This is a genomic window from Candidatus Protochlamydia amoebophila UWE25, assembly GCF_000011565.2.
GTDB lineage: Bacteria > Chlamydiota > Chlamydiia > Chlamydiales > Parachlamydiaceae > Protochlamydia > Protochlamydia amoebophila.
The window spans coordinates 577,473-590,729 of the sequence record NC_005861.2 but is presented as its reverse complement, the minus strand read 5'-3'; the positions used below and the strand labels follow the sequence as shown (position 1 = coordinate 590,729).

Sequence of the window (13,257 nt, the reverse complement as noted above, 5' to 3'; positions counted from 1 at the left end):
GTGATGAGCAAAACAATTGAGCTAGTTCCGTGGTCAATTGCCTATAAACAAAAAGTCATTGTTCCTGAGGAATTGAATCAGAAAATTACCTCGCTTCGTTCAAATGAGGCAGTAATTGTCACATTGAACGGCTCTTTCGATCTCCTACATGCGGGACATTTGCAAATTATTTATGAAGCATCTCAATTAGGTGATGTATTAATTGTCGCACTAAATAGTGATGAATCCATTAAGCGCTATAAAAACCCAAATCGCCCTTTGATTTCTTTAGAGTATCGACTCCAAATGATGGCTGCATTAGAGTTTGTAAATTTCGTGACTTGGTTTGAAGAAATGGATCCTTGCCACCTACTTTCTAAAATTAAACCTAATATCCATGTCAACGGTTCTGAATATGGCCATCAATGTATCGAAGCTGAAACTGTTTGTCAAAATGGAGGAAAAATTCATATTGTTCCCCTCATGCCAGGCCTATCTACTTCTTCTATTATAAAAAAAATTCAGGGGCTAATTTGAATCATGCGTATAATCGGCATCTTAGAAGATGAAAAAAAAGGACTAACTTTCTCATCTTTTCTTCATCAAAAAGAAATAGCACATCAACTAGAAATGGAACCTAATTATGATTGGGGTAGTGCAGATTACGGCTCGAGTCAATGTAAGATATGGATTCATGACGAAGATCAAGTAGAGCAAGCCATTCAGTGGTTGACTCATTTCAAAGAAAACCCCTCCGACCCTATTTTTCATTTTGTTCAGCCTATCTCATCTTCTTCATTCTCCCCATCTCCAATATCTAATCCAGAAATTGAACCATCTTCAACACGAAAAACACATGGCTGGGAAACAGCAACAATGGGATGGATAACCCGTAGCTTTCTCATTCTTTGTTCAATTCTTTTTGCTACTACTCAATTGATTAAACCCTCTGTTCCTATTCCAGCCAATACATCAGTTGTAAGTTTAGTTTCTTCTCCTATTGATCAAACCCTTCTTTACGACTATCCTCTCTTTTATGAACTCATTAATCGTTTTATTGATATGTATGGTTATGAAGGATTAAAAGACCCCACAAATTTAACTTTGGAAGCACAAATTTTACTTCAAAAAATTCATCATACTCCCTTTTGGAAAGGTTTTTACGAAGAAATATTTGTAAAAAATAGAGTTGAAAACGCATTAAAAGGGGATTTAGCTCCCCCCTTGTTCGAAAAGATTCGTGAAGGTCAAATTTGGCGCCTTTTTTCACCTGCTTTACTTCACGGAGATATTTTTCATTTATTTTTCAATATGCTTTGGTTAATGGTCCTTGGAAAACAACTTGAACTGCGATTAAAAGCTTCACGGTATTTGTTATTCATTTTAATCACGGGAATTTTTTCAAATACATCCCAATATTTGATGAGTGGCTCAAATTTTGTGGGTTTTTCAGGAATTCTATGTGCCATGTTAACATTTATCTGGATCAGACAGAATCAAACTCCTTGGGAAGGGTATCAATTAGATCGCTTATCTTTTTCTTTTATGATGTTCTTCATTATAGGAATGGCCCTTTTACAATTAGTTTCTTTGTTTTTAGAAAAATTCTTTCAAATTGAAATCGCTCCTCATATTGCTAATACAGCCCATCTCAGTGGGGCTTTAATCGGCATCATTTTGGGACGATTGGATTTTTTCAGTTGGAGCCATTCTTAATATGTCTGTAAGAGATCTAACCATTCTTGGTTGCTCAAGTCAGCAACCTACACGCTTTCGTAATCATGGAGCCTATTTATTAAGATGGAATGGGGAGGGGTTTTTATTCGACCCTGGCGAAGGAACTCAGCGACAGTTTATCTTTGCTAATATTGCTCCTAGTGTTATCAATCGAATTTTCATTTCTCACTTTCATGGAGACCATTGTTTAGGATTAGGGTCCATTTTAATGCGTCTCAATTTAGACAAAGTGCGCCATCCGATTCATTGTTATTACCCTGCAAGCGGCAAAAAATACTTTGATCGTTTGCGCTATGGAACAATTTATCATGAAATGATTCATGTGGTAGAGCACCCAGTTTCTAAAGCAGGTTTAGTCGAAGATGATGGAAGATTCAAAATTGAAGCGGCTTTTTTACAACACGGTATAGAAAATATCGGTTGGCGTATTACAGAAGCAGATACGAGAAAATTCGATAATCAAAAACTTATTGATCGGGGCATCAGAGGCTCTTTAGTCAAGGAATTGCAAGAAAAAGGACAATTAAACTTAGATGGGCAAACCATTTATTTAGATGATGTTAGCTGGATTAGAAAAGGAGATCAATTTTCTGTAGTGATAGATACACTTCCTTGCCAAAATGCTATTGACATCGCTCGTAATGCAACTTTACTTTTATGCGAAAGTACTTATTTAGAAGAACACAAAGAATTGGCCCGGTTGCATAGCCATTTAACAGCAAAGCAAGCAGCTTTGATTGCAAAAGAAGCCAATGCCAAGCAGTTAATTTTAACTCATTTTTCTGCTCGCTATCAAAATTTAAAATTATTTGAACAAGAAGCTCGAACTATTTTTGCTAATACTTTTGTGGCAAACGATTTGATCACATTTCCTTTTACGAAAGTTAATTTGAAATCGTAATAAAATTTTATAGTCTTATATGAGCAAGGTAAATTCATGTATATTGCGGCTTGTTATCAATTTCTTGAACATTTAAAAGTTGTTAAAAATGCTTCTGAGCATACAATTCGAAATTATGCGATTGATCTAAATTTGTTCAAAAATTATCAGGAAAAGCAAATATTTGCTGAAAGTAAATTAGAACATATTAGCCCTAAAATTTGTGCTCGCGAAAGTTATCAACAACGTCAATCTTGTCATGATGGTATTTTAAAATTGGAAGACATCGATCGTAAAACTATTCGAGGGTTTTTAGCATGGCTAAGTGCCAATCAACAAAATAAAAGAACGATTGCAAGACGTCTTTCTTCTTTAAGAAGTTTTTTTAGATATCTTCAAACGCAAAATTTGATTCAAATAAATCCTACAGAAGAATTAGAAAGCCCCAAGCTGAATAAAAAACTCCCTGTTTCCTTGAGTTATGAACAAGTCAGTCTGTTATTCGAACAACCAGACACTACATCCTATCTAGGATTTCGTGACCGAACAATCATGGAACTTTTTTATAGTTCAGGTCTGCGAGTGAGCGAACTTGTTTCCTTAGATCGGCAAGATTTTGATTATTCTAATTTGACTATTAAGCTTAAAGGAAAAGGAAAAAAACAACGCCTTATTCCTATCACTAAAAATGCTGCAAAATGGATCCAGTCTTATCTATTACACATAGAGCGTTATCAAAATTTAGAGACTCACTCAGCTGAATCTGATTCAAATGCAATTTTTTTAAATAAATGGGGTACCCGTTTGACCACCCGATCCGTCGATCGAAAGTTTGACTTGTATCTGACGAAAAGTGGGTTGGCTGGTAAAGTCACTCCTCACACAATCCGTCATACAATTGCTACACATTGGCTTGAAAATGGAATGGATCTCAAAACGATTCAATTACTTCTAGGACACCGTTCATTATCAACTACCACTATCTATACTCAGGTTTCAACAAAACTCAAACAGAAAGTTTATGCCGATGCTCACCCTAGAGCTTAAATTCCCAATTGTTTGTCAGAAATTCTACATTTTTTACCAAAGAATTTTCTATTAGTTCATCAAATTTTTTTTATTTAAATTATTTTCAATTTTAATTAATATTTCCTGAATAAATTTATGAGAGCTTTATCTTTAAAAAGAATTCAAAGAATTTGTTAATTTACTGAAAAATCATCAAATTCTTATTAAACAGCTTATGTAACATGCTTAAGCAGAGCCAAGTTGTCAGGCAAACGCTTATCATGACATGCAAGCTCAGATTGCTAGATCTAAAACCATCAATCCCATAAATCAAAGTACTTTAAGATACGATACCAACGAATTTGCAATTCGATTAAACAACAGGTCAAAGTTTTTAACATTTAAATTTCTTTTCAATTCTTTGCTTAAAATAAGGTTGAAACATTTATGGCCAAATCCCTCTTATTTCAATAGTTTTTTTTAATTCTAAATATTTATAATTGTTTCAATCTGTTATTGTCTTTTTGTTAGCTTATATTTTCGAAATAGTTTATAAGAAACAAAGGTTTTTTAACTTAAACTAGAAGATTGCATATGGCTAATGTTCAATTATCAAATATCATTATTGGCATCAATCGTGGAAATGTTTTGGCTTGCGATTCTGTTGGAAACTTTCAAGTTTTTGGTCATGGAGTCGTACCTCCAGCCGATTATCAAAATGATTGTGAAATTGTCAAAGCAAAAGTAATCCAATTTATCAATAATAATAAAGATGCTTTTAATCCAAATCTAGTCGACGCATTTGAGCAACAGCTTAAAAAAATGCGAGCAACACTTTCTCGTCCCTTCGTTTTTCCGCGATTTCTGGAGTTTTTTCTCCGTTTCATCAAAAAGCCTCCTCTTAATAGACAATTTGATGATAAGCAATTTCTAGAGACTTTACTTAACTCTATCAATTTGACACGAAATTCTCAACCTCATCCCCTTTCACAATCTTTAGCTGAAGCAGCAAATAGTTGCTCTACGAATTATTCTCCCTCAAACGCTTTCTCTGTTTCTGAAGCTGAGCACAATGCTTTTGATACAAATCCAGCCATTATTTCCTCTGATCCTTCTACTGTTGCTTTAACCGAGCATGTTACAACAGAACATGAAATTCCGCCAAATGGGCAAATTAACCAAATCGTTTCAATAAATCCCCCTCCTCCGCCTCTTCCCCCTCCTCCGCCCCCTACACAAAGAAAACCGCTAGGTGCGACAACGACCTCATTTTTGGAAAATCCTCAAGTAAAATCTGAAGCAGACTATTACACACTCGAATCTAAGAGATTAAAAAGAAATCTGAAGGAAAGAGCCAACCCCAGCGGTTTTTATTCTTATAAAATTAACCCTGAAGAAGCAAAACTAGCGACAGCCATTAATGAGAAAATAAAAACAATCCTTGATAGATTAGAAAAATTAGAACCTACTACTCTTCAAGATGCAAACATCCAAGAGCTGATTCAATCTATGAAAAACGATTTACAAAAAAATGAGATCACCATCAAAGGGACATCAACTGCTATTCCAGGCATTCATGTAAATGGAAATAACGGAGTTAAGACATTTCTTCCAGAATTTATTTCTGCCGCAAGTAAACTCACAAATCAAGAAATTCAATTTGTTATTGGACAATATTTTAATGGAATAGCCCCTACTCAAACTCATCCTGACTATGCGACCTATAAATTATTTCAATGTGATTTAGACATTATTTTTAGTCAATGGGATACTTTGTCTACAGGAGAAATAGCTCAGGAGTTTAGCCTTTTTAAAGATACGTGGAATGATTATTTAAAAAAACAGCTTAAAAGCTTATTAGGTTTACTGATCAATCGACAAAATCCGAACCTGTATCAAGTTTCTAATAATCAAAAAGAACCTATTTACCAAAGAGTCTCTTATGAAGATTATTTAACTAAGCCTAAGCAAAAAGTTGTGCAGCAGGACCTTAATGAGCAGCCAACTGACATGTTTTCTGAACTTACTAATAGTAAAAAGTTCCAATCTCAATCTAAAAAAACTAGTAGTCGGGTGTGATAGTTAATCCATACTACTTCTTCATAAATTCCAAAAAGTTCTAAATTCAAAATTTAGACCTTTATTTTTTAGAAATCTACCGTATTCATAATGATATCAATTGAGAAGCGAGCCTGATGAAAAATTATTTAATTGAAATCAAAAAACTTTCTAAAAACTTTCTTCATTCGTCTTCTCAACACTCTACATATGCATTAAAAGATATTGATCTTGCTATTCCCGCAGGGTGCATTTACGGCATTATTGGCATGAGCGGGGCTGGAAAATCTACCCTGCTTCGTTGTATAAATGGTTTAGAAGCCCCTTCAAAAGGTGATATTTTAATTGAAGGAAAAAGTTTATTTCAAAAAAATCCGGCAGCACTTCGTGCTATCCGGCAAAAAATGGGTATGGTCTTTCAACATTTCCAACTTTTTTCTTCTCGAACAGTAGCAGAAAATATTGCATATCCGATGGAAATTGGTTTTATTTCACAGGTTTTTCAAGAAGAGAGAATTAATCAACTTCTCAACCTTGTTGGACTCGAACAAAAAAAAGAAATATATCCCACAAGTTTAAGTGGAGGAGAAAAACAACGTGTTGGCATAGCGCGAGCCCTTGCCAATCATCCTCATATACTTTTATGTGATGAGCCAACATCTGCCTTAGATCCAAAAACTACGCGCTCTATTTTGCAACTCTTAGCTGAACTCAATCAAAAATTTGGTTTAACCATTATTATCATTACACACCAACTAGAAACGGTTAAACAAATTTGCCACCGGGTCGCTGTCCTTTCTGAAGGTGAAATTGTTGAGGAAGGAGAAGTTAAACAGGTATTTATTCGCCCTCAACATCAAGCGACTCGTCATCTTTTACATTTAGATGGGGATCAGATTCCAGTAGATTTGATCCAACAAAGAAATCCTGATAAGTTGCTTGTCAGACTGGGTTTTGAAGGTAATCAAGCCAAAGAACCTATTATCTCGCAACTTATCAAACAATTTGACATTGAAGTCAATATTTTATCGGGTGGGTTGGATTACTTACAAAAAACTATAGTAGGTAACCTTTTTGTAGAAATATCCGGGTTACCCCAAAATATCCAAAAAGCCCAAGCATTTTTAAAAAGTAAGCAAATAATTTGTGAGATCATTTTATGAAGCATAACCAAATTCTCTTAGCTTTCTCTCTCATCCCTATTGAATTTTGGAATACTCTTTACATGGTTTTTTGTTCGGCTGTCTTAGCAATGTTATTTGGAATTCCTCTAGGAGTTGTTTTAACCATTACCGACAAAGGGCATTTAAAAGAAAATCATTGGCTACATGAAATTCTTGGTTGGATTGTGAACATAGGACGATCGTTTCCTTTTGCTATTTTAATGGTGGCTCTGATTCCTTTCACACGCTGGATTGTAGGAACAAGTTTAGGGACAACAGCTTCTATTATTCCCTTGACAATTGCCGCTACACCATTTTTAGCTCGCCTTATTGAATCTTCTCTAAAAGAAATTGATAAAGGAATCATAGAAGCAGCACTGGTCATGGGATCTACTCCTATCCAGATTATTTTAAAAGTGTTACTTCCTGAAGCTCTAGCCTCTATTGTACTTGGAATGACTACAACAATTATTAATCTCGTAGGCTATAGCGCAATGGCTGGCACAATGGGAGGCGGGGGATTAGGAAAAATCGCTATTCAGTATGGTTATCAAAGATTTAATGTTTTTTTAATGACAATAACGGTTATTTTACTAATCTTACTTGTGCAAGCTATTCAGGCAAGTGGCCATGCAATCGCTAGAAACATTAATCGTAAAAGAGGCAAAGGTTTGAATAAATGAAAAAATACCTTAAAAAAATAAGTGGAGCATTTTATCCTGCTCTTCTAGTAGCTTTGGTTGCTTTATCAAGCTGCTCACGTTCTTCAAAAACACAGTTAGAAGTAGCTGCAACATCTGTTCCTCATGCAGAAATTTTAGAGTTTATTAAACCTGAATTGAAAGAACAGGGTATCAATTTATCGATTATTACAGTCGATGACTATCATACCCCCAATCGAGCTCTTCAAGATAAGGAAGTCGATGCCAATTTTTTTCAACACCTTCCTTTTTTAGAAGCACAAATTGCAGACTTTGGCTATCAACTCGAGCCACTTGTTGCTGTCCACCTTGAACCTATGGGACTTTATTCTCAAAAACTTAAGTCTTTAAAAAAAATGAAAAATGGCCTTACTTTAGCTATTCCTAGTGACCCCTCTAATCAAGCTAGAGCTTTAGCTATGCTTCAACAACTTGGCTTTATTCGTCTGAAAAAAACAGATGCGATGAGTAGTGTATTTGATATTATTTACAATACTTATCACCTAAAATTTATTGAAATTGACTCTCCATTACTAGCACGCTCACTCAATGATGTAGACTTAGCGGCCATTACGACAAATTTCGCTTTACAAGCAGGTCTTTCTCCGCAAAAAGATGCTCTTGCTTTAGAGGACAAAAATTCTCAATTTGTAAATGTTGTAGCAGTCAGAGCCGGAGAAACAAATAGAAAAGATCTACAAATATTAAAACAAGTTCTGACTTCGGAAAAGGTTAAAGATTTTATCGAAAGTCATTACCGAGGAGCTGTTATTCCAGCTTTTTAATTTTATAATGATTTTTTTAAATGGGTAAACTCGTAATCTGTCATTGAATATGACATCTATTAAATCTAAAATCATATGCATTGTAGACTAGTTTAAATGGATCACCTTCCTTTCCTAATACTTAAGTTGAGTGTTAAAAACGTTAGAAAAGCACCTATAAAAAATTAAAAAAGACTTGTAAATACATTTTTGATGTCATCTCATTAATAGTTACCAACTCAATTCTATGAAAAAATTTTTTGATCTTTTTTCTTCTAAACTGAAATATCTAATCTCTCGGCAATCTTTCATTTCAAAGCACTTTTTTTTCATATATATAATAAGTCTATTTTTCTTTTTTTATTACCCAACGCATATTTTAGAAGCTACCGACAAGAAAAAAACTCTCTGTCTAAATATGATTGTTAAAAATGAAAAAGAAGTGATTACACGTTGTTTAGCAAGTGTTAAGCCCCTTATTGACTATTGGGTAATTGTGGATACGGGTTCAACAGACGGAACGCAAGACATTATTAAACAATTCATGCAAGACATTCCTGGTGAATTACATGAGCGCCCTTGGAAAAATTTTGCTCATAATCGAACGGAAGCTTTAAAACTCGCCTCTAAAAAAACAGACTATCTCTTATTCATCGATGCGGATGAAACATTTACTTATGAACCAAATTTTAAACTTCCTGAACTAAAAAAAGATTTTTACTTTGTTCAAACTAATTTTAATGATACAAGCTATTTTCGAACGCTGATCATTAATAACCACTTAAATTGGAAATGGGTTGGTGTACTTCATGAATTATTACAAGCTACGCCTAATACGGTAGACTGCGAAATTTTGCCAGGCATTACAAACATCGTACGCACCGATGGAGCTCGTTCAAAAGATCCACAAAAATATCAAAAAGATGCAGCTATATTAGAAGAAGCCTTCTTAGAAGAACCCCATAATTTACGCTACGCTTTTTACCTTGCACAAACATACAAAGATGCTGGTATGAAGGAAAAAGCGATCACCGCTTATAACAAAAGGATAGCTTTAGGTGGATGGGATGAGGAAATCTTTTGGTCTTTGCTACAAATTGGTTTATTACATGAATCTCTTCATGCAAATCCAAAGACAATTATTGAAAGCTATTTACAAGCTTATCTTTACCGCCCAACAAGAGCAGAACCCCTATACCGACTAGCCCAATATTACCGGTTATCTGAAAATTATTTAAAAGGCTATCAAACTGCCGCTCAAGGCCTTCCTCTTAGAAATAGTCCAGATCTTTTATTTGTAGAAAAATGGATTTATGATTGGGGATTATTGTTAGAATACTCGATTTGCGCTTATTGGATTGGAAAATATGAAGAAGCGCTCTTGGCTTCCTATGCCATGTTAGCACAAGCTAGACTTCCAGAAAATGTACGAGAATGCGTAGAGAGGAATTTAGTTTGGATCAATTTGAAGCTTAAAGAATCGGCTTCTCAGATCAACTTAGTCAAATCTATTTTAAAAACTTCTCTCGAAACTAAAAGTGAAGCCCAAGAAAAAAAACCATAAAAAAATAAAAAAAATTCAATTAATAAACATATACTCTTTTTGGTTTATTTATATATCTACTTGTCAACGGTACAATCTTGTGATATAGTTTGTTCAATTTTGTATAAAAAGAGCCGTATTCGAGAAAATTCTCAAAATTGAGTCATTTTTTCCGAGAGAACCATTTTTTACTCAGCCTCTCGTTAAAAAAACCTTTTTCGCGATTGTAATTTAAATTAAATTTACTTTTAGACACCGCTAGAGTTTTAAAATCCAAACCCAAGTACTTAGCAAAAAATATGATTACTCTTTCTAAAATCTCAAAAAATTTTGGTAGTCGTGTTCTATTCGAAGATGTCACAATTACTTTCAATGCAGGAAACCGGTACGGTTTGACAGGTCCAAATGGTGCTGGTAAAACTACACTTCTTAAAATTATTATGGGTTTTGAGGAAGCCACCTCTGGAACAGTTACTCTCCCTAATCGAGTAGGGATTTTACGTCAAAATATTGAAGCTTTCAAAAATGAAAAAGTTGTTGATACAGTCATTATGGGTAATAAACGACTTTGGGATGCTATAAAAGAACGAGATAGCCTTTATGAAGTAGAGATGTCGGATGATGTGGGTATGCGCTTAGGAGAATTAGAAGGTATCATTGCTGAAGAAGATGGTTATAGCGCCGAAGCAAATGCTGAAGAGTTTTTAGCAGGAATGGGAATTCTTAATGAATATTTCAATGAAAAGATGCATGCCGTTCCTACAGACATTCAATTCCGTGTTCTACTATGCCAAGCATTGTTTGGCGAACCTCAAGCTCTCCTACTTGATGAGCCGACGAACCATTTAGATTTAGATTCGATTGGTTGGTTAGAAAAATTTTTACATAATTATAAAGGAACATTAGTTGTTATTAGCCATGACCGTCATTTCTTAAATTCTGTTACAACTCACATTGCAGATATTGATTACGAAACCATTATTATCTATCCAGGAAATTATGATGAAATGGTCGTTGCTAAAACATCTGTTCGTGAACGAGCAGATGCCGATGCAAAATCTAAAGAGAAAAAAATTTCTCAATTAAGAGAATTTGTCGCTCGATTCGGAGCTGGAACTCGTGCAAGCCAGGTACAATCTCGTCTAAGAGAAATTGAACGTTTGCAGCCTCAAGACCTGAAAAAATCCAATATCCAACGTCCATATATTCGATTTATTCCTACAGAGAAAGCGCCTGGGAAAATCTTACTCAAAGTTGAAGAAATAAGTAAAAGTTATGATAACACTCCTGTTATCAAGCATTTTTCGATGGAACTCGATAGAGGAGATAAAATTGGGATCATTGGAAGCAATGGACGAGGAAAAACAACTCTTTTAAAGATGCTCGCACAAGTTTTACGGCCAGATAACGGTCAAGTTGAACTAGGACATCAAGTTCTAATCAGTTACTTCCCACAAGAACACTCCGATATTGTCGAGAAAAAAGGGCAAAAAACGGCCTTTGATTGGTTGAAAGAAAGACGTCCAGGAATTTATGATCAAGAGATTCGTAGTGTGATGGGTAAATTATTGTTTGGAGGAGATGACGCCTTTAAACCTGTAGCAACATTATCTGGAGGAGAAACTGCTCGTTTAATTTTAGCAGGAATGCTTTTATCTGAGCATAATTTAATTATTTTGGACGAACCAAATAACCATCTAGATCTCGAAGCTGTTTCTGCGTTAGGCTGGGGGTTAGCGGAGTATAAAGGAACCGTTGTGGTAGCCAGCCATGACCGAGACCTTATTTCAACTGTAGCTAATAAAATTATTGCTTTTGAACCAGACGGCATCCATTTCTTTGAAGGCAATCTGGAAGAGTATTTATTACATAAAAGTCATTCTTAATCTCTAATTATGTACAATTTTACTTCCAGGAAGTTTCTAAATCTCCCCTTGGAAAGACAACATAAAAAATGCGCAGAGCTAGTTCGTTACTTATATGAACTTTCTCTGCAAAATCAACTAAATCCTTCACTCCTTATGCTTTATCACGAATTTCTTAATTGGATGAAAGAAAATCCTCTTAATAATTCTACTATTCAAGAACTTTCTAACCGTTACCATTACCACCTAAAAAAAGCAAAACTTCAAAAGAAAGAACATCATCTTTTATCAACTGTACGCACGCAAGATCGTTCTACAGGAAACCCTAGCTGGCCAATTTCTATCTATCTGGACAATTTACGGTCAGCTCATAACGTGGGAAGTATTATCAGAACAGTAGAAGCTTTCTCCTTAGGCAGCATTTATTTTTCTACCCAAACTCCCTATACAAATCATAAACAAGTACAAAATGTTTCTATGGGAGCTTATCAATGGGTAAAATGTTATCAAAATGAAGATTTAAATGATTTGACACAACCTATTATTGCTTTAGAAACTTCTGAGGAAGCTATTAATCTATACGAATTTATCTTTCCAGAGCATTTCACATTAGTAGTGGGGAACGAAGAATATGGTTGTAGCCAAGAAATTCTTACAAAAGCACATTATTTAATAGAAATCCCTTTAAGAGGCAGGAAAAACTCTTTAAATGTTGCCAATGCTTTCGCTATTACGGCAGGTGAAATCTATCGTCAAAGGAAAACTGCGAAAATTTATGAATACCTTGCCTTAGAACCTAATAATGAGTAAAAAATTCATGACAAAAAAAGAGTTCCCTCAAAAAAAAATTCCTCCTTCTATCACAAATTTTCCTTCACCGATTCGGCGACATCAAAAGCGCTTGTCGGATCAAGATAAAATAAAGCTAATTGCTGAACATTTTAAAGCCATCATGGAGACACTTGAGCTTGATGTGGAAGATGAATCTTTAGCTCGTACCCCAGAACGAGTAGCCAAAATGTACGTTAATGAAATTTTTTCGGGATTAGATGAAGAAAATTTTCCTGAAATAAGTTTTTTCAAAGATGAAATTCATCACGAACATAAAGCCAATATGGTTTTTGTTAAAGTCGGCTTTACAAGTTTTTGTGAGCATCACTTTGTTCCCATGTCAGGTTTTGCTTATGTTGCCTATATCCCTACAAATCAATTAATTGGGTTATCTAAAATTCCTCGGCTGGTGCGATATTTTGCTAAAAGGCCTCAATTACAAGAAAGATTAACTGCTCAAATTGCTGACTCTTTAGCCCTTCTTTTAAATACTGAGCATGTCGCCGTCTCTTTGACAGCGATTCATTCTTGTGTTCAGGCTAGAGGAATTCAAGATGAATGTAGCCATACGATTACAAATGTTTTACGAGGTCAATTCGGAGCTGATGGAAATTTAAGACGTGAGTTTTTTGAAGGAATCAATCGAAGAGTTTTTGAATAAAAAAAATTATTGGATTAATATGAATTAAAATTAAAAGAAATTCTTATTAAATAAATAACAAATCCAG

General features: G+C 34.7%; 12 protein-coding genes. All 12 read left to right on the top strand.

Annotation, left to right across the window (positions count from 1 at the left end; genetic code table 11):
* Nucleotides 1–3: 3 nt before the first annotated feature.
* The 12 genes from PC_RS02240 to folE all read left to right on the top strand — a co-directional run bounded on the left by PC_RS02240 (nucleotide 4) and on the right by folE (nucleotide 13,190).
* A complete protein-coding gene (locus PC_RS02240) occupies nucleotides 4–516 on the top strand; it encodes an adenylyltransferase/cytidyltransferase family protein (RefSeq protein WP_011175011.1) in 513 nt (170 codons plus the stop codon).
* Between the two features lie 3 nt (nucleotides 517–519).
* Nucleotides 520–1,695: a rhomboid family intramembrane serine protease gene (locus tag PC_RS02235; protein ID WP_011175010.1), complete on the top strand. Its 1,176-nt coding sequence runs from the start codon at nucleotides 520–522 to the stop codon at nucleotides 1,693–1,695.
* A 1-nt stretch (nucleotide 1,696) separates the two neighbouring features.
* A complete protein-coding gene (locus tag PC_RS02230) occupies nucleotides 1,697–2,617 on the top strand; it encodes a ribonuclease Z (RefSeq protein ID WP_011175009.1) in 921 nt (306 codons plus the stop codon).
* A 36-nt stretch (nucleotides 2,618–2,653) separates the two neighbouring features.
* Nucleotides 2,654–3,643: a tyrosine recombinase XerC gene (locus PC_RS02225; protein WP_011175008.1), complete on the top strand. Its 990-nt coding sequence runs from the start codon at nucleotides 2,654–2,656 to the stop codon at nucleotides 3,641–3,643.
* A gap of 555 nt (nucleotides 3,644–4,198) precedes the next feature.
* A complete protein-coding gene (locus PC_RS02220) occupies nucleotides 4,199–5,683 on the top strand; it encodes a hypothetical protein (protein ID WP_011175006.1) in 1,485 nt (494 codons plus the stop codon).
* Nucleotides 5,684–5,799: 116 nt separating this feature from the next.
* A complete protein-coding gene (locus tag PC_RS02215; RefSeq protein WP_011175005.1) occupies nucleotides 5,800–6,825 on the top strand; it encodes a methionine ABC transporter ATP-binding protein in 1,026 nt (341 codons plus the stop codon).
* Complete coding sequence (locus PC_RS02210; protein ID WP_044044759.1) at nucleotides 6,822–7,508, top strand: methionine ABC transporter permease; 687 nt, start codon at nucleotides 6,822–6,824, stop codon at nucleotides 7,506–7,508. The genes PC_RS02215 and PC_RS02210 overlap by 4 nt, the downstream gene beginning before the upstream one ends.
* On the top strand, nucleotides 7,505–8,311 hold the full coding sequence (locus PC_RS02205; protein WP_011175003.1) for a MetQ/NlpA family ABC transporter substrate-binding protein: 807 nt from the start codon (nucleotides 7,505–7,507) through the stop codon (nucleotides 8,309–8,311). The genes PC_RS02210 and PC_RS02205 overlap by 4 nt, the downstream gene beginning before the upstream one ends.
* A 397-nt stretch (nucleotides 8,312–8,708) precedes the next feature.
* A complete protein-coding gene (locus PC_RS02200) occupies nucleotides 8,709–9,854 on the top strand; it encodes a tetratricopeptide repeat-containing glycosyltransferase (protein WP_181679020.1) in 1,146 nt (381 codons plus the stop codon).
* Between the two features lie 278 nt (nucleotides 9,855–10,132).
* Nucleotides 10,133–11,719: an ABC-F family ATP-binding cassette domain-containing protein gene (locus tag PC_RS02195; RefSeq protein ID WP_011175001.1), complete on the top strand. Its 1,587-nt coding sequence runs from the start codon at nucleotides 10,133–10,135 to the stop codon at nucleotides 11,717–11,719.
* Between the two features lie 48 nt (nucleotides 11,720–11,767).
* Complete coding sequence (locus PC_RS02190) at nucleotides 11,768–12,508, top strand: TrmH family RNA methyltransferase (protein WP_011175000.1); 741 nt, start codon at nucleotides 11,768–11,770, stop codon at nucleotides 12,506–12,508.
* A 7-nt stretch (nucleotides 12,509–12,515) separates the two neighbouring features.
* A complete protein-coding gene (gene folE, locus PC_RS02185; RefSeq protein WP_011174999.1) occupies nucleotides 12,516–13,190 on the top strand; it encodes a GTP cyclohydrolase I FolE in 675 nt (224 codons plus the stop codon).
* Nucleotides 13,191–13,257: the final 67 nt, after the last annotated feature.